At 39.4% G+C, this 25,195-nt stretch carries 24 protein-coding genes; 13 read left to right on the top strand and 11 right to left on the bottom strand.

Annotated features, from left to right (window positions below; all coding sequences use genetic code 11):
• Window positions 1-563 precede the first annotated feature (563 nt).
• The 3 genes from FHQ08_RS05160 to FHQ08_RS05150 all read right to left on the bottom strand — a co-directional run bounded on the left by FHQ08_RS05160 (window position 564) and on the right by FHQ08_RS05150 (window position 2,511).
• On the bottom strand, window positions 564-821 hold the full coding sequence (locus FHQ08_RS05160) for a hypothetical protein (protein WP_230913323.1): 258 nt from the start codon (window positions 819-821) through the stop codon (window positions 564-566).
• Window positions 822-914: 93 nt separating this feature from the next.
• Window positions 915-1,820: a triphosphoribosyl-dephospho-CoA synthase gene (locus tag FHQ08_RS05155; protein WP_230913322.1), complete on the bottom strand. Its 906-nt coding sequence runs from the start codon at window positions 1,818-1,820 to the stop codon at window positions 915-917.
• The gene (locus tag FHQ08_RS05150) at window positions 1,810-2,511 is read right to left on the bottom strand and encodes a GntR family transcriptional regulator (RefSeq protein WP_230913321.1); all 702 of its coding nucleotides are present in this window, start codon (window positions 2,509-2,511) and stop codon (window positions 1,810-1,812) included. Before FHQ08_RS05150 ends, FHQ08_RS05155 begins: the two co-directional genes overlap by 11 nt.
• Window positions 2,512-3,192: 681 nt before the next feature.
• On the opposite strand from FHQ08_RS05150, the gene FHQ08_RS05145 reads away from it, so the two are divergent.
• The 3 genes from FHQ08_RS05145 (at window position 3,193) to FHQ08_RS05135 (ending at window position 5,105) form a co-directional block, all read left to right on the top strand.
• Window positions 3,193-3,390: a bacteriocin gene (locus FHQ08_RS05145; RefSeq protein ID WP_230913320.1), complete on the top strand. Its 198-nt coding sequence runs from the start codon at window positions 3,193-3,195 to the stop codon at window positions 3,388-3,390.
• Window positions 3,391-3,527: 137 nt separating this feature from the next.
• Window positions 3,528-3,719 carry a hypothetical protein gene (locus FHQ08_RS05140; RefSeq protein ID WP_230913319.1) on the top strand — a complete coding sequence of 64 codons (192 nt, stop codon included), beginning with the start codon at window positions 3,528-3,530 and terminating at the stop codon, window positions 3,717-3,719.
• A gap of 630 nt (window positions 3,720-4,349) precedes the next feature.
• Entirely contained in the window at window positions 4,350-5,105 is a 756-nt protein-coding gene (locus FHQ08_RS05135; protein WP_230913318.1) for a hypothetical protein, read from the top strand.
• Window positions 5,106-5,336: 231 nt separating this feature from the next.
• Here the strand turns inward: FHQ08_RS05135 and FHQ08_RS05130 are convergent, their stop codons facing one another.
• From FHQ08_RS05130 to FHQ08_RS05120, 3 genes are all read right to left on the bottom strand, one after another.
• Window positions 5,337-5,849, bottom strand: coding sequence for a hypothetical protein (locus FHQ08_RS05130; RefSeq protein ID WP_230913317.1), 513 nt, complete (start codon window positions 5,847-5,849; stop codon window positions 5,337-5,339).
• A 341-nt stretch (window positions 5,850-6,190) separates the two neighbouring features.
• Window positions 6,191-7,996 (bottom strand): FtsX-like permease family protein, encoded by a 1,806-nt coding sequence (locus FHQ08_RS05125; protein WP_230913316.1) that lies wholly within the window; start codon window positions 7,994-7,996, stop codon window positions 6,191-6,193.
• 15 nt (window positions 7,997-8,011) lie between these two features.
• The gene (locus tag FHQ08_RS05120; protein ID WP_230913315.1) at window positions 8,012-8,764 is read right to left on the bottom strand and encodes an ABC transporter ATP-binding protein; all 753 of its coding nucleotides are present in this window, start codon (window positions 8,762-8,764) and stop codon (window positions 8,012-8,014) included.
• 321 nt (window positions 8,765-9,085) lie between these two features.
• On the opposite strand from FHQ08_RS05120, the gene FHQ08_RS05115 reads away from it, so the two are divergent.
• The gene (locus tag FHQ08_RS05115; protein WP_230913314.1) at window positions 9,086-9,373 is read left to right on the top strand and encodes a hypothetical protein; all 288 of its coding nucleotides are present in this window, start codon (window positions 9,086-9,088) and stop codon (window positions 9,371-9,373) included.
• Between the two features lie 119 nt (window positions 9,374-9,492).
• The gene (gene hflX / locus FHQ08_RS05110; RefSeq protein WP_230913313.1) at window positions 9,493-10,761 is read left to right on the top strand and encodes a GTPase HflX; all 1,269 of its coding nucleotides are present in this window, start codon (window positions 9,493-9,495) and stop codon (window positions 10,759-10,761) included.
• 227 nt (window positions 10,762-10,988) lie between these two features.
• Here hflX and FHQ08_RS05105 read toward each other — a convergent pair whose 3' ends face one another.
• The 4 genes from FHQ08_RS05105 to FHQ08_RS05090 are packed head-to-tail and all read right to left on the bottom strand — an operon-like array spanning window position 10,989 to window position 13,907.
• Window positions 10,989-11,663, bottom strand: coding sequence for an amino acid ABC transporter permease (locus tag FHQ08_RS05105; RefSeq protein WP_230913312.1), 675 nt, complete (start codon window positions 11,661-11,663; stop codon window positions 10,989-10,991).
• Window positions 11,663-12,319: an amino acid ABC transporter permease gene (locus FHQ08_RS05100; RefSeq protein ID WP_230913311.1), complete on the bottom strand. Its 657-nt coding sequence runs from the start codon at window positions 12,317-12,319 to the stop codon at window positions 11,663-11,665. Before FHQ08_RS05100 ends, FHQ08_RS05105 begins: the two co-directional genes overlap by 1 nt.
• Before the next feature lie 2 nt (window positions 12,320-12,321).
• Window positions 12,322-13,143, bottom strand: a complete 822-nt coding sequence (locus tag FHQ08_RS05095) for a transporter substrate-binding domain-containing protein (RefSeq protein ID WP_230913330.1) — start codon at window positions 13,141-13,143, stop codon at window positions 12,322-12,324.
• Window positions 13,144-13,166: 23 nt separating this feature from the next.
• Window positions 13,167-13,907, bottom strand: coding sequence for an amino acid ABC transporter ATP-binding protein (locus FHQ08_RS05090; protein ID WP_330166073.1), 741 nt, complete (start codon window positions 13,905-13,907; stop codon window positions 13,167-13,169).
• A gap of 387 nt (window positions 13,908-14,294) precedes the next feature.
• On the opposite strand from FHQ08_RS05090, the gene FHQ08_RS05085 reads away from it, so the two are divergent.
• From FHQ08_RS05085 to FHQ08_RS05060, 6 genes are all read left to right on the top strand, one after another.
• On the top strand, window positions 14,295-15,947 hold the full coding sequence (locus FHQ08_RS05085) for a peptide ABC transporter substrate-binding protein (RefSeq protein ID WP_230913310.1): 1,653 nt from the start codon (window positions 14,295-14,297) through the stop codon (window positions 15,945-15,947).
• A gap of 80 nt (window positions 15,948-16,027) precedes the next feature.
• Window positions 16,028-16,963 carry an oligopeptide ABC transporter permease gene (gene opp3b / locus FHQ08_RS05080; protein ID WP_230913309.1) on the top strand — a complete coding sequence of 312 codons (936 nt, stop codon included), beginning with the start codon at window positions 16,028-16,030 and terminating at the stop codon, window positions 16,961-16,963.
• On the top strand, window positions 16,963-17,985 hold the full coding sequence (locus FHQ08_RS05075; protein WP_230913308.1) for an ABC transporter permease: 1,023 nt from the start codon (window positions 16,963-16,965) through the stop codon (window positions 17,983-17,985). Before opp3b ends, FHQ08_RS05075 begins: the two co-directional genes overlap by 1 nt.
• A gap of 12 nt (window positions 17,986-17,997) precedes the next feature.
• Window positions 17,998-19,062: an ABC transporter ATP-binding protein gene (locus FHQ08_RS05070; RefSeq protein WP_269073870.1), complete on the top strand. Its 1,065-nt coding sequence runs from the start codon at window positions 17,998-18,000 to the stop codon at window positions 19,060-19,062.
• The gene (locus FHQ08_RS05065) at window positions 19,052-20,035 is read left to right on the top strand and encodes an ABC transporter ATP-binding protein (protein WP_230913307.1); all 984 of its coding nucleotides are present in this window, start codon (window positions 19,052-19,054) and stop codon (window positions 20,033-20,035) included. The genes FHQ08_RS05070 and FHQ08_RS05065 overlap by 11 nt, the downstream gene beginning before the upstream one ends.
• A gap of 154 nt (window positions 20,036-20,189) precedes the next feature.
• Window positions 20,190-21,830, top strand: coding sequence for a peptide ABC transporter substrate-binding protein (locus FHQ08_RS05060; RefSeq protein WP_230913306.1), 1,641 nt, complete (start codon window positions 20,190-20,192; stop codon window positions 21,828-21,830).
• Window positions 21,831-22,182: 352 nt separating this feature from the next.
• Here FHQ08_RS05060 and FHQ08_RS13185 read toward each other — a convergent pair whose 3' ends face one another.
• Entirely contained in the window at window positions 22,183-22,881 is a 699-nt protein-coding gene (locus tag FHQ08_RS13185; RefSeq protein ID WP_330166072.1) for a C40 family peptidase, read from the bottom strand.
• Window positions 22,882-23,177: 296 nt separating this feature from the next.
• Between FHQ08_RS13185 and FHQ08_RS05050 the strand changes: the two genes are divergently transcribed.
• Window positions 23,178-23,822, top strand: coding sequence for a response regulator transcription factor (locus FHQ08_RS05050; protein WP_230913305.1), 645 nt, complete (start codon window positions 23,178-23,180; stop codon window positions 23,820-23,822).
• A complete protein-coding gene (locus FHQ08_RS05045) occupies window positions 23,815-25,185 on the top strand; it encodes a sensor histidine kinase (protein WP_230913327.1) in 1,371 nt (456 codons plus the stop codon). Before FHQ08_RS05050 ends, FHQ08_RS05045 begins: the two co-directional genes overlap by 8 nt.
• The last annotated feature ends 10 nt before the right edge of the window (window positions 25,186-25,195 follow it).

Below are 25,195 nucleotides of genomic sequence, written 5' to 3'. Positions count from 1 at the left end.
TTACACAACCATTTGGTATGTGCCAAACTGTTGTATTGATTCGCCATTTGTTTTTTCCCTCTTTCAAATAGATTGATTGGCCTGAACATCCAATATTCTATCTGAAAAGAGGGCTTTTTTGCATAGCGGGTGGTTTACTGTTTCGTATCTTATGGTTCTTAAACATAAACCATCGAAAAAAAGATCAGAGCCAGTTATACTTTGGGTAGTTATAATTTGAAACTAGCCAGTTTAGGCATCACTCATAGTATGGTCTCGTCCAGGGACACCCGAAGACAACAGTCCTATGGAGAGCTTTTGGAGTCGCATGAAAGAAGAATTCTTCGCCTTTGAACGCGCGTATTCACAAGAGGAGCTGGTGCTTCAGATTTCACGGTGTATCTTGGTATAACAACAAACATCTCCAAGAAACACTTAACGGCATGGTACCCAACGAATATGGGTGCCATGCCGTTAAGAAAAGTGCATAAGCATGTTAATATTATTTGAGTTGTCTACTTGACACGGAGTAGTTCCCTATAATCGTGATTCTGGTCTTTTTTAGAATATCAATTTAATTCAAATTACCAATCGTTAAATGTACGTTCAGATAATTGCTCGATCAAAGAATTGTAGCTTTCTTTATCTAAACTACCCAAATCTTGCATCTCTAAACGATTGAACTTTTCAGCGATAACAATTGCTGTTAAATATAGGGTCAACTTGCGTTTCACAATTGCTTCTGGATCCTGATCATCTGAAACTTGATGCGAATTAACTACCATTTTGGCAAAATCCACCGGATCTAAGTGAATCCGGCCATTTTGATATTGATCACTCATAATTTAGTCTCCCTTCATTAAATAGATGTTTATCAAAGCAGCTGGATGCTTTTGTCGCTCGCTTGTTTACTAAACATAACATATCCAACTTCATTACACTGGAAATAGCTGTTCTAAGAACCCTAAAAAAACACTTGCGGACAACATATCCGCCGTACCTCCAGGACTAATATTGCGCGCAATATAGGCCTGATTCAGCTTTTGCATCACTTCGCGGCCTAATTTGAGTGTCCCGCCTTGGGCTAAAATGTTTTTTGCCTGTTTTTGAACTAACGTCAATGTCTGATAATCACTACGATGGATAATATTGGCATCTTGCGTCCGACTTAATAGCGTTAACAGCAAGTCCAATAAGCGTTCAGTTTTAGGCGCCGTTTGAGTTGCTCTCAAAAAAGGCAATCCATAATCACGTAAAACCGGAAACCCCAGCAGCGCTTCACCACGAATGCCCCGAAATCCATCGGCCAAATACATACGTTCACCATAGCTTAATTGGGGATCTGACTTTTTCTGGGCCATCGCCGTAAAGTCAGCCCGAATCGGTGCAGCAATTTCAGGCAAAACGGTGAATAGTTGCGCTGACATGGTGGTATCCCAATCATGGAGCAATGCTTGGTGCGCTTGCAAGACGACACCGACACCCGCAGCTAATAAGGCAAATGTAAAAATGGCGCCCTTATGTGTGTTAATGCCTTTAGTAGCCGCAAACATTGCCTGGTCAGCCTGCTGCCCAAGTCGACGTAATTCAGGAAAAAGCTCAGCTAGGGGGCGTTCTTGCGGATACTTTAGACCGGCTAATACCAATTCATGTAAGACTGGTGTCAATGCCGTGATACTATCCACAAAAGTAAACGCATCCATATCTTGATGAGCGCCATTATCTACCGGATCAACTAACCCAGGTTTAGGGTAGAGTATCAATTCATACAGTAAAGCTCGGGACAGGTAGGTCGTCAATTTATCTGCCTGTTGTTTCAACTCATGATCATTAATTGGCATGTTGCTGACCTTGCGCCATTTCTGACAAAATAAATGTCTTAGAATACGTCAAATGCTCTGCCAAAATCCGGCCTAATTCTGGCCGATTCTGTTCGCGCATTAGTTCATAAATCTCCCGATGTTCCTGCAAAGCCTTGTTGCGCCGTTCCTGTCCGTTTAAAGAGACGTCGCGCAAGTGCTTCAAATAATCACGCAACCGCGACACGATCAATATCAGATGGGGCATTTGACTTTGCTGATAAATAAAATTATTAAATGCTTCAAAACCATGAATCACAGTCGGAATATCACTTTCTTGATTAGCAGCCTCTGTTTCGGTCAATAACTGATCCAAAGCATCAAAATCTGCCGCCTGCATATTTTGCATCGCATGAAACGTTGCTAAGCGGTCCAAAACGATCCTGATCTCAAAAATCTCAGCCACATCAGCTGGCGTGATTCGCGTGACAACGGCACCAACATGTGGCACGTAACTAATCAATTTCTCCTCCGTCAATCGATGAAGTGCCTCTCGAATCGGCGTACGACTAATATGTGCCCGCGATGAAAGTTCCTTTTCATTAATTCGCTGGCCTTCCATAATATGACCCTGAATAATAGCTTGCCGCATCGCCAAATAGACCTCCTCAGCTAGCGTCTGATTGGGCCTCACCTGCATATGATCTATAATGCTATCAATATAATCATTCATAATAAAACCCCAATACTTATTATTCTGATAACTTTGCCATATCCATTATACAGGATTTTGTTGCAACCGCATACAAAAGGTGTCTCGTAGAAGTTAGTTTTCTTGTACTAAGGAGATATAAACGACATGAAAAAAGCATGCCAATAGAAATTTGTCATATTGAGAAACATAGTATCAAAATAGTTATAGTGGTCTGCACAAACAACAGAATTTCAAAGACATTTTTCGTTGATGCACACAGAAGTAAAAATCACTGTGAACAATATATTCCTCTTTCAATCGAGATCTGATGCAATTCCATAAACAGCTTTCGTTCATGGTCATAACCACCATTATGTCAATAAATTTATTTTAGCTGAAGATTTTACAATGCATAATAATAAGCCAAATCTAAATTTGTGAATGTATCGTCAAATATTAAATAGGCCTAGGAATTTGAAATTCTTAAAAAATGAATAAATTATTAGCCACACCTTGCAAAAATATCTTCTCATCATTTTGGATCATCTTAACTAAAAGAAAGTCTTGATTACCAGATGGTTAAAAACAAAGTCTATCTCAATAAGATTTACCTTTTTAATAAAAACATAGCAAATAACCTAGATAAAAAAGCAAAAAATGTATTGACATTAAAATACAATGAGTTAATATTATTGTATTCTAATTAATGGAGGCGATTATATGAAATTCGACACAGTAGTAGCAAAATCATTATTATCAAAGAAAGAACTCGAAAATATTAATGGTGGAAAAAACGAGATGTCTGATATTAGTTCCATTCCTTATGGTGGCGGAATTACATTTGGCGGATCTCCATCCGGTTCTGGTATGTTTAGTAGTTGGAACTGGGCAAACAAATTCAAACATTATTTCGGGTAAGGTCTCAAAAATCTTGAAATATCTAGCCAGAGCTCAGACATTCATACTTTTAAGGAATAATCAAAGTGTTTGTTTCTCTAAACTTAACTTTGATTGTTAGTAGCCGCCTTTGATTTAACTCTTTGGAGGTAATCCTAATGTTAAAAAATATTTTAGTTGTCTTCCTTATCATGATATCAGTTTGGTTCATATCGACGCTAATCGTTACTACCTTACAGGTAATCTGGGCCTTCTTACCATTTAATAATACTAAGAAACAATCGTTTATTAAACGGTTCTTGAATAACAGCGCTTGGATTCCTTATCTATTCATCTATGCTTTACCATAACGTTTACTTAAAAAGGATATCTTCCAACATCACTGTATATAAACAGTGAGAGGTTCAATTCTGCAAATTTATATCCAGTCGATTGTTTTCCAATTTAAAATTTATTTTTGATACTGAATTCTAGCCGCCATCCATGGTGGCTATTTTTTATCTTGAATTATCAAATTAAAAGCAAACTTTTACCATAGAATACTTCTTAGGGCGTTTCCCAACCTAAACATTTCCTTAGCCGGTGGTTCAATTGGCTTGTGTATTGAGCAATCTCTTTGTCAGAAGCCGTGATACCTTGGCCCTTGGGTAAATATTCGCGAATCAAACTATTCGTATTCTCACTAGTCCCTCTTTTCCAAGGTGCACGGGCATCAGGAAAATAAAACTAGATCCCCGTCTTCTCAGTAATTTCTTAGTGGACTGTGAATTTTTTACCGCGATCAGGCGTAATCGTTTTGAAGTACTTCCCGAGAACAAACATCATACGATACTCTTAGGTGTATTTTAATTGCTTACTACTTATCATTTATCCTTCTCTATCATCCTTTTATAAACGATATCCTCTGCATATTTTTATAAAATAATTAATCATTTTTCTGATTCAACAGTGATATGGTTATTTTATTAGGAGGAAATTTTATGATGAAAAAGAGCCGTATTTCAATGGGGCTATTCATGTTAGTCAGTATTTTATTCTTGGGAATTATCGGTCTTACGACAACCCCAGTTAAAGCAGCACTCAAGGTACAAGTCCCAACAGATTCGACGAATGTCGGCCCGGTGAACTCTGGTGGTTTTGCAGTACCAATTTATAGTGACCCAGAATGCACCCAATTAACGGGACAAACGTTAAGTACTAGTTATTCAGAATGGAAAGTTAATCGCGTTGCCGTCGATGCTGAAGGCACAAATTACATATGGAAAGCCTACGACCTTGGTACCAATCAGTGGGTTAAGGCTTCTGATCTTTTCAACGGCTATCTCGGTCCAAATGATAAAAGTAAAGAAACTTATATTTTAGAGGTTTATTCAGCTGGTAAAAAGGTCCCTATCTATGACTCACCACAGCTTATCAACGTAACCGGCTATTTAGATACAGGAATTAAAGATTGGGCGGTCAATCAATACGCTAAATATTCGGCTGCCTTTTTGCCAATTGACCGGGTTGATCTTGGCCATAACCAATGGGTCAATGCACATGATGTAGATGTCATTTTATCGAACGCTTTCTTTCTTGAAGGCACCCCAATCTATAATTTGAGCGGTCAACAAACCGGCACCCTGAAAACTTTAAAGTATAAAGTATTCGGTGCTACCACTATTAATGGGCAGACCTATATTAAATTGGGCGACGATAACCAGTGGGCTAAACTCAGCGATATGCAAGCAAACTAGGGACTGATAACGATTTTTAATTCATATAGTTTCTATAAAATATATTAAATAGGTGGTTTTGTTAAAATTTAGTTCAGAATAAAAAAAGGACATTGCCACGCGGTATATTAGTGCTAATTTCTTATTTTTAAGTATATTTAATTTTGGAAATTTCTCTCAAATAGTGTCCAAGGTATTGACTCAAATCCAATCATCTGACAATAAATTTATGAAAACGTGCCCATTGAAATTTTAGAACGTCATTTGAAACCAAGCCGTCAGTACAATTGCCCCAGCTATTAATAATAATCTACTAAAAAAACGACGTCGTTTGATATTAACTTTTTTTGGCGGCTTAATCTGAGTAACAAGTGGTGCTAATAACCTAGCGCCCCACTGTTCAATAATCGATTCTATAATCACCAAAACACTAAATATACCAGTAAAACTCCATAGTACTAACACACTTGTATCAGAATTCAATGAAATCATAAACAAACTATTGAACTGATAGCTTAGCCAGCCAACAACAAGACATAAGAAAGCGGCAGTAAAAGTACCGTACATAAGAATAAAAATTAATTTAACTTTTTTTGCCAGCCTTGTATCTTTTTTAAGTGTCTCTGCAATTTCAGTGCGTATTTGGCGACGAGTCTGGCTACTAACCATTTTTCTTATTTGATCAATCAACAAAATCCCTAATGCCATTAAGCTAATTCCCAAAAAGACCATTACTAATGCCAATATAATTGTTAATGTTCCCACTACATTTCTCCTTATTACTTGATGCCATTCAATAGACTAAACCCGTAAAGCCAAAGAAAAGGCAAAAGATAATACAGCAGCACCGCCTATAACTGCTGCGCTCCATAGAAACAATCCTGCTGCTTTCCATTATTAGCTGTAGGTCCAAGTATACTAGTCAATGTCGCAGAATCAAAACTCGGTAATCATTTTAATTGGTTACAGCCATTCTGTATAACATAAATACCCCCTGACCATTAAGCTTATTAGCCTAACAACCAGGAGGTATATTCATAATACCAACAAAACTAATATTTACTTTCCGCTGCTAATCATCTTTTATCTCATGCCACATTTATGACTTATTCTTTTTTCAATACAATGCTCTGATACAATTTCGTCGTGATCACATAGTAAACTGCATAAAGCACAATGAAGATGGCGAATGGAATCCAGATTTGATAATAGGGATCAACCATTAATACTTTGAATAGCTGTAAACCGAAGAGAACATGGATCACACCTAAAACACCAGGTAAGAGGAATAAAATACCAACTTCTTTATTGATTGCCCCTCTTAACATGCTTTGGCGTGTCCCAATTTTATCAAGCATACGATACCGAATTCGATCACTAGACGCCCCAGAGAGAATCTTAAACATTAAGCAGCTGGCTAACATAGCTAAGAAAGCAATACCTAGGAAGAAGCCCATGAATTCTAGTCCAGAGAAAGTCGCCTTTAAAACTTGATAAAAGCCGTACTTATTACTGAAGTCTTCTTTGATTTCTGGGTGTTTAGCGACTTGAGAATTATAAACTGCCTTGATACGAGGTAAATCTGTTCTAAAGTTTTTGACTTGAACCGTGTGTAAATGATGTGCTGGCTGTGCCAATTGATCGAATTGGCTTTGTGATACGAGCTGCACTTGATCGTTACGTTGGTTGGCTAACAACAACTCTTGCAAAGTCTGTAAGCCGGATTTGTCTGTTTTCGACATGATTTGATCACTGGTTATTTTTTCATATTCCACAGCGGCTAGCGACATGTTGTGCTGTTGTTTCACGCGCAACAATGGCTTTTTATCAAAATCGTTTTTGACAAAATAAATTGTCTTATTTGCCGTTTTATAAGCATAATTTGCTTGCTGAGACACATCCATGGCCCGAATTTCACGCAATTCTTTTTGATTAGGATCGTGAACCACTGTATCGTAAGCAATACCAGAATGTTCAGTCATCAATGGAATTTGGTTATAGTAGCCCATGCCCACAGTAATAGCACCTAAAGCAAGAGCGAATAAAATAGAAACCATCGATAACAAGCGTGTATAATCATGAACCCGGAATTTTAACTGAGCCATGGTAAAGCCATTTAGGCCTTTTTTAGCTAACTTGGATTTTTGTAAAATAGCTAACACCCAAATTGTTAAAGCATTGAAAACTAAGAAACTTCCAGCAACGATTGTGACTAAAGCAATTGGAATGGCAAGAATATTCAATTTGGTCAGGCTAGCCATGGCCCAATAGCCAACGCCCAATAAAGCCACGCCGATAATAGCTTCAATTAGCCAAACCACTGGGCGGTATTTAATTTGCGTAGGGGTATCATCCACATGCAATAACGATAGAATTGGTTTTTTCAACAATTGGTGCCGGTTTACCAGACCTGCAAAGATAAAGAGAATTAAGAAGAAGATCAGGGTAATGATGGCTGCTGGCAGATAAAAGGGTTGAAAGCTATGTACGGTAGCATCAATTCGTGCGACAAGCAGCATGCCCACCCCATAAGTCAAAGCCGTTCCCACAACAATTCCAATTAAAGTGGCTAAGGTTCCAATCACAATCGTTTCTGAAACGATCAATTCACCGATTTTTCGACTTTTGGCCCCTAGCATCATATAAGTGGCATAGTCTTTTTGCCGCATGGTCATTAGGAACGAATTGGCATAAAGAATATAAACCAATGTAATGATGGCTAATAGGACCGAACCAAATTGGAAAATGATCAGCGCACTGCCAACTGTAGTGTTGTGTTCAATGAAATTTTTATTCGTTGCGAGAGCTTCAAACATGTAAAAAATAGCTGAAGCAATGGTTAATCCGGAAAACAAAACAATGTAATCTTTTAAACGACTTTTGATCCCGGTCAAGGCTAATTTTCGTAACATCCAGATCTCCCCCCTTTATTGTTCAAATGTGCCCAATGTCGTGAGGATTTCTTGATAGAAATCAGGCCGTGATTTTTGACCACGCTCTAAACTTTGACCGATCACACCATCTTTAATAAACAAGATCCGTTGACAGTAACTGGCTGAAAAAGGATCATGCGTCACTAACAAAATCGAAACTTGATCATTTTTATTCAAATCGTCCATGGTTTCCAATAGATCTCGGGCACTCTTGGAATCTAAAGCGCCGGTTGGTTCATCGCCAAATAAAATAGCGGGTTCATGAACCAAAGCGCGTGCAGCGGCTACCCGCTGTTTTTGACCGCCGGAAATTTCTGTTGGATAATTATCCAAGATTTCAGTGATCGACAGCCGTTGGGCAATGGTTTGGACTAATTGGTCAATTTTTTTGGCGTTGACGTTTTGTAATGCTAAAGGCAAGCCAATATTTTCACGTGCGGTTAGGTTTTCTAATAAGTTGAAATCTTGGAAAATAAACCCGATTTCATTGGCACGAAAATCGGCTAATTGATCCCCTTTTAACTGTGTCACTTCTTGATTATTAATGGTTACTTGACCGGCCGTTGGTTGGTCTAAGGTTGATAAAATATTTAATAGTGTGGTTTTACCAGAACCTGAAGCCCCCATAATACCGACGAACTCTCCCGGTGCAACATCAAAATTGATGCCCTTTAAGGCCTGGAACTGTTTCTCACCTTTTTTACCATAAATTTTGGTGACGTTTTTTATATCTACAATAGCTGTCATAAACTCAATCGCTCCTTCGCTCAATGTATAAGTCTAGTATAAGAAGCTGGCTCTTTTTTCGCCTTGTAAAGACCTAACAATTCAGATGCCCAGATGACAGATTTGTAAGTTATGCTTAGGTCTAAAGTATGATTGTAATTTCTAATCATTCGATAAGCACTGATATATTAGGCTTTATTGCGAAAGCGCGACTGATCAATTGTGCAGAAAACATGAAATGGTTCAGGAAAATTTGCATTAAAAATAAACCGTGTTATACTAGACTTCAATTGAAATTGTAATATACCAGTTACTAGGAATTTCTTAGGAGTGTTTTAAATCATGAGAAACGTAAAAAGCGACTTTAAAAATTATGTCTTACAAAATACCAATCCACAAAAGCGGACGCAAATGGCAAATTTGCTTGAAAATAAGTTTAATGCTGAAATGAACGGTGCTTTGACACCAAGTGATGTCATCGACTTTATGACGCAATTCTACGGTTTAGTGAAACCAGAATTCCGTCAAAGCGTTGATATGATCTTGGATGCGAATGCCAATATCATTGAAGAAAATCATTATCTTTATGAAGATGCTCAATTAGAGTCTTCACTCTTAGCAGCTTCTTAATTTTCATCAAATCCTACCAAGGTGCTACAATGACTGTGGAATGGTCAGTGTTGCACCTTTTTTGTATGCCCAAATAAAAAAACAATTATCTAATATAATGAAACCTTTGGAGGTTATTTATGACTGAAACACAACAACCTAATTTACGCGTTCTTTTAGGGGGCGTAAATGTGAATGACCCTGAATTTGACTATACTATGACGGAACTGGGTCAGCTTGCTGAGGCTAATAATTTCGATATCGTTGGTCAGATCACTCAAAACAGCGATCGTCTTCAAGCTGCGACTTATTTCGGCAGTGGTAAAGTTCACGAAATCAAAGCAACGGCTGAAGCTCAAGATGCCAAAGCCTTAGTTGTTAACGATGAATTATCGCCTTCACAAATTCGCAACCTTGAAAAACAAACCAAGCTCTATGTCATTGATCGAACGCAATTGATCTTACGAATTTTCGCCGATCGCGCCCAAACCAAAATGGCTAAAACCCAAGTAGAAATTGCCCGTCTTAAATATGAATTGCCCCGGATCCATCCTTCAAGTAACCCCTTGGACCAACAGGGCGGTGCCAGCGGACTAGCAAACCGTGGGGCTGGTGAAAGTCAATTAGAATTAGATCGACGCGTATTGCAAAAGCGCATCACCCGTTTACAACAAACACTCGCGCAAATTCTCAAAGATCAGGCAACGCAAAGTAAAGAACGTCAACGTAGTCTATTACCTAAAGTTGCCTTAGTTGGCTACACCAATGCGGGTAAATCCACTGTAATGAACCAATTGCTAAAACACTATGCTGCCAACGAACCGCAAAAACAAGTTTTTCAAAAAAATATGTTGTTTGCCACCTTGGATACCAGTGTGCGCCAAATCGATTTACCGAATCAGCAAAGCTTTTTGTTAAGTGATACTGTTGGTTTCGTTAGTAAATTACCCCATAATCTTGTTGAATCATTCCGCGCAACTTTGGCTGAAGCAAAGAATGCAGATCTTTTGATTCACGTGGTAGATTATGCCAATCCTCATTTTCGGGAAATGATGGCAGTCACTGATCAAGTCCTCAAAGAATTGGGCATTACCGATATTCCTGTGATTGAAGTCTACAATAAAGCTGATTTAACTGACATCGATTACCCCATGGTCAATGGCAATGAAGTCTACCTATCCGCCCAAGACGAAAAGAGTATTGAGACCTTAAGCTCTGTGATCCAACGACAGTTATTTGCCAAGAACCCCGTTGTAGATATGCTAATTCCCTTTACCCAGGGTCAATTAACAGAATATCTCATGACCCATGCTCGTATAATTAACCAAGACTATACCGAACACGGCACCAAACTCAAAGTCCAAATTTCGCCCAAACTATTAGGCCGCTTCGAAAAATACAGAGCGTGAATGAAGCTGGTTAGCTTTGGAGCATTAACACAAATTGTGCCGATGAAGCGCCAGCTTCAACAAACAATTAGGGTTAGGTGACAAAGTTAGCTTCATGAACGCGTTTAGAGCGTGAATGAAGCTGTGATCCTTTGAAATGCATTTACAGTACAACAAAAAATCCCGAGAACAAAGCAGCTTGCCTTGTTTTCGGGATTTTTTTGTCGTCGAGATGACTTAACTTTGCGCTATGCTTCTTCAGGAGATTCTGATAATCTGTGATCCAAATAACGAGAGAGTAGCGATAGCAAGTAACAAACAATAAAGTAAAGTACTGCCAGCGCCACAAACATCGGAATCATATAATTCGTATTTTGACCGTAGATAACCTGAGCATGATACATTAACTCTGGTAAAACAATAATTGTTGCCAAGGACGTATCCTTAACTAAGGAGATAAATTGACTGACAATTGGTGGAATCATTTTTTTAATGGCTTGCGGCAAAATAATGTGATACATGGCTTGCCAGTATGTTAGACCATTCGAACGAGCAGCTTCCATTTGTCCCGTGTCCACCGCCACAATCCCACTACGAATAATTTCGGCCAACATAGCTGACTCAAATACAGTCATAGCAATAATTGTCGCCCATAGCGGATTAAAACGAATACCGATAACATTGGGTAAGCCGAAATAAGTAAAGAAAATAATTAGCAGCAGCGGTAAGTTACGAATAATATCCACAATAAAACCAACGATGGCCGAGAGATACTTAATTTTCACATAACGCGTTAGTCCTAAAACAGCGCCGATCAAAAAACTTAAAATAATCGAGATGACAGACACTTCAACTGTGACCCAAAGCCCTTCCAATAAGTATTTAAGGTTGATCCACTGGTAAGCTTGTGCAAACATTGCCATTATGCTTCATCTCCTTCAACCGACCATTTTTTCTCAAGATAGCGCATCAAATAACTCATTGGTAATGTGATGATCAAATATAATAATCCTACAGCAAAGTAAGTATCTGTCGTTTTAAAGGTTGTGGAAGCCACAATATTACCTTGATACATCAAATCAAAACCTGCTAAGAAGGCTAAGACAGACGAGTTTTTGACTAAGTTAATAAATTGATTGCCTAATGGCGGAATGACGATTTTGATGGCTTGCGGCAAGATAATATAACGCATGGCCTGAATATAAGTCATACCATTCGCGCGCGCAGCTTCCATTTGACCGGTAGCCACACTTTCAATACCAGCACGGACAGTTTCAGCAATAAAAGCAGATGTGTAAATTGTCAACCCAATCGTCCCTGCTGTAAAACCATCAATTTTTACGAAATATTGGGGTACGACAATATAAAAGATCATCGCAATCACTAACAGCGGAATATTCCGAAAGATTTCCACATAAATCTTACCAATGACGCGTAATGTTTTGATCGGACTGATTTCGAATAATGCAAATAGTGTCCCAATGACCAAACTGCCAACTAAGGCATAAAAACTGGAAAGTAACGTATACCCAAAGCCGCTCCAAAGGACATTGCCATATTTTGTGAATATATCGATCATGCTTAATCCCTCCCTTGATGGAAGCCTTGAATGTTCCCAAACCATTTATTTTCTAGCTTCTGGTAGGTCCCATCCTGACGCATGGCTTTTAAATTTTTATTGATAGCCTTCAAAAATGGCTTCTGGCCTTTATTGACGGCAATACCATAAGGTTCATTGGTAAATGCCCCACCAACGACCACGTAGTTGGGATCATCTGCAGACATCCCATATAAAATCCCATTATCAGTCGTTAAGGCATCACCTTGACCTGATTTCAAAGCTGTAAATGCTTGGGCATAATCTGATAATTGTAAAACTTCCGTTTGTGGCGCAACTTTTTTGACGTTATCAACTGAATTAGAACCTTGCACACCGATAACTTTCGTGCCAGCTTTGAGATCTTTGACACTCTTAATTGGACTGCCTTTTTTTACTAAAATGGCTTGCCCAGCATCGAAATAGACATCAGAAAAGTCCACCTGTTTTTGCCGCTCAGGTGTGATCGTCATAGTTGCGATCAACGCATCAACATTGCCATTTTTCAATAAAGGCAGCCGCGTATTACTCGTGACAGGTAGAAAATCGATCTTAACATGCTTGCCAAAGATCCGATGAGAAAGTTCTTTAGCTACATCAATATCAAAACCTTGAATTTGATTATCTTTGATGTTCATCAAACCAAATAGCCGGGTGTCACTTTTTACCCCCCAAGCCACTGTTTTAGTGCTTTGGTCACGTTTCAAAATATCTTCAGAAGCGACACTTTTTTGACCACAGCCAGCTAAAACAATCATTGAAAGCAGTAACAAAATGGGTAAAAGACACCACTTTTTATGTTTCATTCTCATAATTTTGCCCCCATTTATTAAATATGCTTAATAACTTTAGACAAGAAGGTCTGTGCTCGAGTATCTTGCGGTTTTTCAAAGAATTGCTTCACATCTTTACGATCTTCCAAAATGCGTCCATCGTCCATAAAGACAATGCGATCTCCAACCTCTTGTGCAAAACCCATTTCGTGAGTCACAACAACCATGGTCATGCCTTGTTCGGCCACAGTCTTCATGACATTCAAAACATCGCCAATCATTTCTGGATCCAGTGCCGATGTCGGCTCATCAAACAACAAGGCCTTCGGTTTCATTGCCAAGCTGCGTGCAATCGCAATACGCTGTTGCTGCCCACCAGACAATTGATCAGGATAACTGTTTGCTTTGGACTCTAAACCAACTAGCTTCAGTAGATCCCTAGCTTCATTTTCGCTTTGGGATTTTGACTGTTTCAAAACAGCTGTCGGTCCTAACGTAATATTTTGCATAACCGTCTTATTTGCATAGAGGTTAAAATGCTGAAAGACCATGCCAACGTTTTTACGCATCCGGTTCATATCTGTTTTTTTATCTGCCAAGTCAAAATTATCAACCAACAATTGACCAGATGAAATTGTCTCTAACCCATTGATACACCGCAAAAGTGTACTTTTACCTGAACCAGAAGGTCCAATAATGGTTACCACTTCGCCCTGTTCAACTGTAAAATTGATATCTTTTAAAGCGTGAAATTTACCATAATATTTTTCCACGTTATGAAACTCAATCATCGACATAACTATTACCTCCTAAAAAAGCTGACACACTTTGTAAGTTTTATGAGAATAATCTAATTATAATATACTACTTACAATCATGAAAATAATTCATGTAAATCAATATTTAACAACGAATCTACTATCTAATATACCTTATAAATTAGGTTATAGGCAACTAGTTACCATTATGTATTCAACAAAAATTAGTAAATTAACATTTTAACGCAACATATAAATATATTTTTGCAAATTATGCTTAATTATTGCAAAATAATTAGTGTTAAATTAAAAAATATTAATCTTAATTGAATTCACATCTGTTTTATGGATAATTAGAGAATAATTAATGATTTTACATTTATACTCATTTAATGTAATATCATGTCATTAAGGAGGAATTGTCTGATGAAACTGAAGAAAGTTTTGGGGGCCGGGTTAGTAATCGCGGCATCAGCGTTTTTGTTAGCTGCGTGTGGTTCTAATTCCAGTTCTAGCTCAAGTAGTAGCGCTTCTAATAGTAAGACTTTTACACGTATGGAGGGCGATACGATTCAAACCATGGATCCATCCACAAACACGGATGCGATCAGTGGTCAGGCTTTAATCGATACAATGGATGGTTTCTATCGCTACAATGGTAAAAAATTACAACCGGCCATTGCAACAAGCGTTGCTGAACCAACAAATGATGGTAAGACGTATACCATCAAGCTGCGTAAAGATGCCAAATGGGCTAACGGTGATCCTGTCACTGCCAAAGACTTCGTTTATGGCTGGCGCCGGACCGTTGATCCAAAGACGGCTTCCCAATATGCTTACCTATATAATCAAGTCGAAAATGCGCAAGACATTCAATCTGGTAAGAAATCTCCAGATACATTAGGTATCAAGGCTTTAGATGATCATACCGTTGAAATCACTTTGAGTGAAGCTGTGCCTTACTTCAATGGATTGATGACTAATCCAGCTTTCTTCCCACAAAATCAGAAGTTTGTTGAAAAGATGGGTAAAAAGTACGGGACATCTGCTAAGTACGCTTTAAGTAATGGCCCATTCATCTTAAAGGGTTGGACAGGTACTAACAATTCTTGGACTGAAAGTAAGAACAAGGATTACTGGAATGCCAAAGCCGTTAAATTAAATGCTGTCAAAGTCCAAGTTGTCAAAGATCCATCAACATCCTTGAACTTGTATCAAAGCGGCAAACTTAACGATGCCATCCTTTCTGGTGAAAATGCCCAACAAATGAAGAACGATCCCGCCTTTACACCACGGAAACAATCTTCTGTCTTCTTCGTTGAAATGAACCAAAAGACAATTCCTGCCTTCAAGAACGAGAAGATTCGTCAAGCTATCTCAATGTCCATCAATCGTAAAGAATTAGTCAACAAGGTCCTTGGTAATGGTTCGTTGGCTGCTGACAACGTGACACCACAAGGCTTGATGGATGATCCAACTACTGGTAAAGACTTCGCCAAAGAAGCTGCCAGCAAGGATAGTCAATACACAACTTACAACCCTAAGAAAGCCAAGCAGCTCTTCAAAGAAGGTTTGCAAGAAGTTGGCGCTAAGAATGTCAATGTCACTTTACTTGGTGATGATACAGATAATGCCAAGAAGATGAACGAATATTTGCAAAGTACATGGCAAGATAACTTACCAGGCTTGAAAGTTACGTTGCAAAACGTGCCATTCAAGACACGTTTGACACGTTCACAAAACGGTCAATTTGACATGGTTGTTAGTGCTTGGGGTGCTGATTATCCAGATCCAATCAGCTTCCTAGACTTGTTCACAACTGACAACAGTTATAACAATGGTAAATGGAGCAACAGCCAATACGATCAATTGGTTCAAGACAGTAAGACAACTGATGTCTTGAATAAAGAAAAACGTTGGGATGATTTGATGCAAGCACAAAACATCATTACTGAACAACAAGGTGTCGTGCCATTGTATCAACGTGTTGAAGCACATCTAGTTAACAAGAAAGTTAAGAACTTACAATACAGTCCTGCTAACAACTACAACTTCGTTACGACGTACATCAAAAATTAATTAATCAGTTTCTAGAAGGGTTTCGGGAATAACAGCCCGAAACCCTTTTTATCTAAATAATTTACAAGGGGTGCTTCTCATTGACAAAATATATCCTAAAACGGATTGTATGGATCTTTATCACCCTGTGGATCATTGCCACGATAACTTTCTTCTTAATGAAACTCTTACCTGGAACGCCTTATACAAACCAGGCAAAACTTTCAGCTGATCAAATTCGGATCATGAACGACCAGTATGGCTTGAATAAGCCACTGTTCACTCAGTATTGGATCTATATCGTTGGTTTACTCCATGGTGATTTAGGCACATCCTTCCAGTTCAACAACCAGCCAGTTACGTACCTGATTGCTAATCGCTTAGGTCCTTCCATTCAAATTGGGGCTCAAGCGATGATCGTTGGGACTATCTTTGGTATTTTACTGGGTGCTATCGCCGCTGTTCGTCAGAATACCTGGGTCGATTCCGTAGCAACTTTCTTCGCCATCGTCGGCCGTTCAATTCCAAACTTTGTGTTCGCCGTTATTTTACAGTTCTTCCTCGCTTTTAAATTACATCTATTCCCAATTGCCCTTTGGGATGGGTTCACATCCAGTATCTTGCCAACTATTGCCTTAGCAATGGCGCCATTAGCTGATACCGCCCGTTTCATGCGGACGGAAATGGTCGATGTCTTGAGTAGTGATTATATTGAGCTGGCACGCTCTAAGGGCCTTTCAAACTGGCAAACAGTTGCCAAACATGCGCTGCGTAACTCTTTGATTCCAGTTGTTACTATTATTGGTCCTATGGCCGTCGCTTTAATGACCGGCTCGATGGTTATTGAAAATATTTTCTCAATTCCTGGCATCGGGGAACAATTTGTCAAATCCATTTTGACGAACGACTACCCAACGATTATGGGCTTGACCATTGTCTATTCAGCCGCCTTACTGGCTGTTTATCTAATCGTTGATATTTTGTATGGTATCATCGATCCGCGTATCCGTTTAAGTAGTACTGGAGGTAAAGAGTAGTGGCTGATAATATTAAAATCACAAAAGACAGCTTCAAACGTGTTGAACATCATGACACTGCTAGTCAAGAAGAAATACAAGCACCCTCATTAACTTTTTTCCAAGATGCTGTTCGTCGTTTGAAACAAAATAAAGTTGCCGTTGTTTCCTTCTGGGTCTTGTTGGTACTGATCGTCATTGCCATGGCTGCCCCGATTATTGCGCCGCATAATCCTAATGCTCAAAATGTGAATTATGCCAACTTGCCCCCAAAAATTGGGAGTGGCAATATTCCTGGATTCACGGGTAAGGCTTCCGTTGCCGGTAGTGTCAGCGATCGCTACGCAGCCGCCGGTGTGCCAAAGGGAACTTATTATATTTTAGGTACAGATTATCTTGGTCGTGACCTATTATCCCGTATCATTTATGGGACACGTTTATCAATTTTTGTAGCTTTCATGGCTACATTGTTCGATATGCTAATCGGAGTACCCTATGGCCTAATATCTGGTTGGCGCGGGAAAGGAACGGATATGGTCTTACAACGGATCATTGAAATTATTTCTTCCGTGCCAAACTTGATCGTCGCGATCTTAATGTTACTGGTCTTTAAACCTGGTTTAACTTCCATCATCATTGCCATTGGATTTACTGGGTGGATCACCATGGCCAGACTGATACGAGCGGAGACCTTGCAGCTAAAGAGTGAAGAATATATTTTAGCTGCTCAAACCTTAGGTGAAAGCTCAAGTAAAATTGCTTTCAAACACTTGATTCCAAATATGTCTTCGGTCATCATCATCAATACCATGATGACAATTCCAACCGCGATCTTCTTTGAAGCTTTCTTAAGTTACATTGGGATCGGAATTCCGGCACCAAATGCTTCGCTGGGGACACTGCTTTCTGATGGGCAAAAGACCTTTAGATTCCTGCCTTACCAAATGTGGTATCCATCTGCCGTTATTGTCTTACTCATGTTAGCCTTCAACTTACTTGCAGACGGCTTACGTGACGCCTTTGATCCAAAATCATCTCGTTAGGAGGTTATTAAATTGGAAAAAGTATTAGATGTTAAAGATTTAGAAATCAATTTCCATACCTTCGCTGGGGATGTCAAAGCCATTCGTGATGTTAGCTTTCACTTAAACAAAGGTGAAACCCTAGCAATCGTTGGTGAATCAGGATCGGGAAAATCCGTGACTGTCCGTAGTATTATGGGATTGTTAGCTAAAAATTCAGTTATTCCTAAGGGTTCCATTAACTTTAAGGGTAAAGATCTGATCAAAGCCTCTAAAAAAGAAATGGAAGAAATTCGTGGGAATGATATCTCGATGATCTTCCAGGATCCGATGACTTCTCTTGATCCAACCATGCCAATTGGCAAACAAGTGGCCGAGCCTTTATTGATCCATAATCAAATGAGCCGCTCCAAAGCCATGGAACGGGCGCAAGAAGTTTTAGAGCTCGTAGGCATCCCCAATGCTAAAAATCGGATGAAAGATTATCCCCATCAATTCTCTGGCGGGCAACGGCAACGGATCGTCATTGCCATTGCCATCGTTAATTACCCTGAAATCTTGATTGCTGATGAACCAACCACTGCTCTAGATGTAACGATTCAAGCTCAGATTATTGATTTGATGAAAGAATTACAGAGTAAGATTGAAACTTCCATTATTTTTATTACCCATGACCTTGGCGTTGTGGCTGGGATTGCTGATCGCGTTGCCGTCATGTATGCTGGTAAGATCATTGAATATGGTACGGTTGATGAAATTTTCTATGATCCCCGCCATCCTTACACTTGGGGCTTACTCAACTCTATGCCAACCATGGATTCTAAAAAATTATATGCCATTCCCGGCACCCCACCTAACTTGCTTGAACCACCAGTTGGTGATGCCTTTGCGCCTCGAAATGAATATGCTTTGGCAATCGACTTCGAAGCAATGCCGCCTTTCTTTAAGGTAACTGATACCCATTACGCTGCAACTTGGCTCATGCACCCTGATGCACCACATATTGATCCCCCAGCTGAAATTATTCGCCGGCGAAAACAATACGAAAAGTACCTCAAGAATCAGCCGGTTGAAGGAGGTGCCCAGCTTGGCAACTAACCCTGAAAAACGTAAAAAAATCGTTGAAGTCAAACATTTAAAACAATATTTCAATGTTGGGCGTAAAAATGAAGTTCGCGCCATTGACGACATCTCTTTTGATATCTATGAAGGTGAAACTTTCGGTCTTGTAGGTGAATCTGGTTCCGGTAAAAGTACTACCGGCCGCAGTATCATTCGCCTCTATGATCCTACTGATGGTGAAATTCTATTTAACGGTCGCGATATCAGTAAAATCAAAAATCACTCGGCCGAAATGCTGGAATTTCGCCGTGAAATGCAAATGATTTTCCAGGATCCTTATGCTTCACTAAACCCGCGGATGAAAATCAAAGATATCATTGCTGAAGGTCTGGACATTCACCACCTAGTCAAAAATGATCAAGAACGTGATGCCCGAGTCGAAGAATTATTGGATCTTGTCGGTTTGAATCGTGATCACATGACGCGCTATCCCCATGAATTCTCTGGTGGGCAGCGGCAACGAATCGGTATTGCACGCGCACTAGCTGTTAAACCACGCTTCATTATCGCTGATGAGCCAATTTCAGCTTTGGATGTCTCGATTCAAGCTCAGGTTGTCAATTTACTGGAAGATATTCAAAAAGAACAGAATTTGACTTATCTCTTCATTGCCCATGATTTATCAATGGTAAAATATATTTCTGACCGAATTGCTGTCATGCATAATGGCCGCTTAATGGAACTTTCCACGGCAGATGAAGTTTACAACTATCCGCTACACCCTTATACATCCAGTCTTTTATCGGCAGTGCCTCTGCCTGACCCAGAATACGAACGCAAACGTAAAGCGCAGCCTTACGATGCTTCAATTGAAGATGATTCAAAAGACCGCTATCTTCAAGAGATCGTTCCTGGTCATATGGTCTACGCGGCTGATGAAGAAGTTAAAATGTATAAAGAGCGCTACGATAAAATCCATGAAAAAAAGACGGTTTCTGAGACTAATTAAAATCACATAATCTCATTATTCCAAATAACATATAAAAAGAACTGCTTATCAGCCAATGACAAAGCAGTTCTTTTTTGTGTTTAATTAAAAAACGGTATTTACTTTAATTAATCTCTAATGTAATATTAATATATGATTTTAAGGAGGCAGAAAAATGAAACTCAAAAAATTACTTCATTTAGGTTTAGCATTAACCGCCCTCAGTACTTTTGGTACCACTTTATTAAGTGCCAAAAGTACTGTTCAAGCGGCCAGTAACCAAACTTTTACACGAATGGAAAAAGATACCATTCAAAGTATGGATCCTTCCATGATCGTAGATGCCATTAGTGGGCAGGCAAACTTAGATACCATGGATGGTCTCTATCGTTACAATGGCAAAAATATTGAACCCGCCATTGCAACTAACGTGGTTAAACCTACAAATGACGGTAAAACTTACACGATCAAGCTGCGTCACGATGCTAAATGGTCTAATGGTGACCCTGTGACTGCTAATGATTTTGTCTTTGCTTGGCGGCGTACGGTTAATCCCAAAACTGGTTCCCAATATGCTTATTTATTTGAACCCGTGGCAAACGCCAAAGATATCATGAACAAGAAAAAGCCAGTCAGTGCTTTAGGTATCAAGGCTTTAGATAAGTACACGTTACAAATTGATTTGACTCAAGCTGTCCCATACTTTAATTCACTCTTAGCTTTCCAAACTTTCTTCCCCCAAAATGAAAAGTTCGTCAAAAAGACCGGCAAGAAATTTGGGACCACAGCTAAATACAGCTTAAGCAACGGCCCATTCGTTTTGAAGGGCTGGACAGGTACCAATAACACTTGGACAGAAGTTAAAAACAAAAACTATTGGAACGCCAAAGCTGTTAAATTGAATAAGATCAAAGTTCAAGTCGTTAAAGATCCATCTACCGCTTTGAACTTATATCAGTCTAATAAGTTAGACGATGCAATCCTAACCGGTGAAAATGCTCAACAAATGCGGAAAGATCCTGCTTTTGTACCTCGGAAACAATCTCGGACCACTTACATTGAAATGAACCAGAAGAAATTACCAGAGTTCAAGAATGAGAAGCTGCGGCAAGGGTTATCTTTGGCTATCAACCGTGAAGAAATGGTCAAGAAAGTGCTCGGTGATGGCTCGATCGTTGCTGATAATGCCACACCACAAGGTATCATGGAAAATCCAAGCAATGGTAAAGATTTTGCCGCTGATGCTAAAGCTCAAGATGAGGCCGCTGATAACTTTGATAAGGCCAAAGCTAAAGCACTTTTCAATGAAGGCTTGAAAGAAGTCAGCAAGAAGAAAATCACAGTTACCTTGCTACATGATGATACGGATTCTGCCAAAAAATTAGCAGAATACTTGCAAAGCGCTTGGCAGCAAGCTCTACCGAATTTGAAAGTTACTTTGAACAGCGTTCCATTTAAGACCCGGGTCACCCGTTCAACCAACGGCCAATTCCAGATGGTTCTCGGCGGTTGGCAAGCTGATTACCCTGATCCAATTTCATTCCTAGACCTGTTCACCACTAACAATGACTATAACTTTGGCAAGTGGTCTAATAGCGACTATGATAAATTAGTCGAAGCTAGCAAGACAACGGATGCACTTGACCCACAAGCACGTTACAATGACTTGATGAAAGCTCAAACACTATTAACGAATACGCAAGGTGTTATCCCACTATATCAAACAGTCGAAGCACACTTAGTCAACAAGAAAGTTAAGAATCTGAAATACAGCCCCCAAAATACGTACAACTTTGTCGGAACGTATATCAAATAGTCAGAGTGTGACAAAAAGCGTTTAGCACCAGAGCACTAACAAGAATCACGATGAATGGTGGGTTTGCCATTTGAGTGATTTGTCGTTAGGTGATGGTGTTGCCTTTTGGAACACATTTAAGCCAAAGCTATTTGTAAATAAACGGGTATCAGAAACAAAACATTAGTTTTGTCCTGATACCCGTTTTTATGTGCCTATTGTATGTTTCTGTAATCTATATCTTTATATTTCTAGGACACGTGCAAACTAAAATAGCCTTGCCTGAGAACCGATACAAACAAAAAAACCGGATCTGAGTTTATATGCAACTCATCTCCGATATGTATTTTGTCATAGATATAAAATATATGAATTAAAGTACGCGTACTGCAAATGAAGGCCAGAAGTAAGGTGATACATTAGCAACGGTCACGTTTTGACCAGGTTGTGGTGCATGAATATATTGACCATTACCAATGAATAAAGCAACATGATAAGTTGCCCCACGACCACCCCAGAATAATAAATCGCCAGGTTTAGCTTGCATTGGGCTAACAATTGTCCCAGCACTTTCTTGAGGAACCGTCCAGCCACCGATATCACGGCCAGTTGCTTGTTTAAAGACATAATTCATCAGACCAGAACAATCAAATGCGTTAGGACCTTTAGCACCCCATACGTAAGGCTTGCCAATTTGTTGTTGAGCCACACTAATAACTTTTTGGATTTGTGCATCAGTGCCAGCAGGTGCTTGGGCAACCGCAACGCCATCTGCCATACTTGAAGCATCAACCCATTGGTTTGCACCAACTAAGTACCATGTCTTGCCTTCGCTTTGAGTGACTTGACCAACTTTCCAAGAACTGCCACTATCTAAATGACTGACAACTTGAGCATTGGCACTTGGCTGTGCATAAACGTTAATTGCACTCTTTGCACTCACACTTGCTGTTTCGCCAGCAGTTGCAGCTTGTGCTTTATTTGTATCTTGGTTTGTATTTAAAAATCCAGCAACACCTAAAACACCAGCAGTAGTAAGAGCCATTGAAACTTTTTTAACAGATAACTTCAAAGTATGTTCCTCCACAATTTATAAATATCGTTTTTTTATTTAATGTCTTAATTTTCTTAAATTTGAAATAGCTGACTATCAATCAACCAACGATATTTATAATACACATCGTTTGTTTCAGGAGTGTTACAGGAACACAAAGGAAACATTACACTTGACAGCTTTCGAAGTGACAAAATTGAAATATTTATTAATTTTTCTATAAAAAATCCTTTTATATCGGTATATAAGTTTGCTTATGAACAATGTCACAGAATTGACACAAACATGCGTTATTAATTATATTGAGGTGAATTATGAACATTTTAATTGTCGAAGATAACCTACCTTTACAAAAAATCATTAAGAAATATCTTGAACGCGCCCATTTTTTTGTCTTGACAGCGGCGACCGGTACTGAAGCAATCGATTTGATTGATGCTAAGCCAATCGATTTGGCCGTTGTCGATTGGATGCTGCCCGAAGTGGATGGCTTAGAGGTCATTCGTTATATTCAGGCACTTGGTATGACCAAAACCATCATGTTGACCGCTAAAGACCTGCCTGAAGATGAGATCACATCACTCAAAAATGGTGCCGATGATTTTATTCGCAAACCTTTCAATCCAGATATTTTATTGTTACGGATTCAACACTTATTGAATCTATCCGATGTACGGCGCCTGACCAATTTGACACTTAACCGCAATAACCAAGAAATCATCTGGCAAGGTCAAACCTATACCTTAACCAATAAAGAATTTCAGTTACTCGATGCTTTAGCGCAACAACCTGGACAGGTATTTTCAAGATTACAGCTGATTGATCGTATCTGGGGCTTAGATTTTGATGGCGACCCACGCGTTGTGGATACTCACGTCAAAAGAATTCGAGAAAAAGTTGATAAAAATATCATTAAGAATAAGCGAGGATTAGGATATTATTTTGAAGAAAATGCATAGTTTACGGCAGCAGCTCTTAGCCATTGTTCTAATGGTGTTATTGCTCGGCTCTCTATTTACCGTTTTAGGTACGAAATACGTGCTGCCTTATTTTTATTGGTATAGCCAACGGCAAAAGGTTACCGATGCAACTTACGCTGTCCATCAAGGCAGCAGTCAGCAGCAAATCCAGGATAAATATGGCGCTAGTGTCATTACCTTATCCGCAAATAAATATAATTTGGCTGACTTTAACGAACAAGTTCAGCTTAAATTTCAACGTCAAGGTGTTGCTTTAAAAAAGATTTGGGTCACGACTCATGATTTAAAACGTGTCCACAATCGCGAAACAGTGGTTAAAAATTATAATCAAACACAGCAGAAATCGACCTTTATGACCACAATGTTTTTATATCATCAACGTATCTATCTGGTCGGTTTGTCAACCGTACACTTCACAGAGACGGCTGGTACTTTCATTAGCTTTTATCTGGCAATGCTGCTATTACTACTGGTGCTCATGATCATTGCGATCCTTTTATTTACGACACCTTTGATTCGAACGATTCGCACTTACCAACATAAAACTAAACAAATCAGGCAACAAGATTTCAGTCCGATGCTTATCTACCCTGCCAACGAATTAGGTGAACTGGGGAAAAATATTGATCTCATGAGTCAAACCATTCAGCAGCATGAGACAGATCTACAACAGCAAAACAAGGCTATTCAGCAACTAAGCTCTGATTTAGCGCATGAGCTAAAAACGCCTTTAACTGTGATTGAAGCCTATGCCCATGCTATTAAAGATGGTATCGAGACTTCTGAAGCCAGTGCTGAGATCATTAGCCAAACAGAACAGCTCACGGCACTCATTAATCAAATGCTGAAATTGATCAAATTACAGCAAGCACCCTCAGACTCTATCCAATCATTAAATCTAGCCGATGTCTTAAACCAACAATTGGCTCGCCTGCAGCCGCTTGCTAAAACAAAGCAATTGACCTTTCAGCTTACGATTGCCAAAGATCTGCCCTCAGTTAAGTTTGCAAAATTGGATGTCCAACTCCTGTTGACCAATTTATTAACCAACGCTATCCGTTACGCTGATCAAGGACCGATTTCGATCCAATTGGCCCTTGTCAACACACAGCTCGTCTTAACGGTCACCAACTCGTTTAATGGCACGATCAAAGACAGTGCCCAACTCCTAAAGCCATTTACCGTTGGCGCAACCTCAAGAAGTACGACAGAATCTGGCAGTGGCCTTGGTTTGGCTATTGTTCAAGCAATCGTTCAAAAATATCACGGCCAGCTAACTGTTAAAGCAGCACAACACCGATTTTCGGTAACGATCCACTTTGCCACGGAAATGCCACATTAAAAAAGTAGGC

The organism is Agrilactobacillus fermenti, from assembly GCF_021030645.1.
Classification (GTDB): Bacteria; Bacillota; Bacilli; order Lactobacillales; family Lactobacillaceae; genus Agrilactobacillus; species Agrilactobacillus fermenti.
This window is presented reverse-complemented; position numbering and strand designations above follow the sequence as displayed.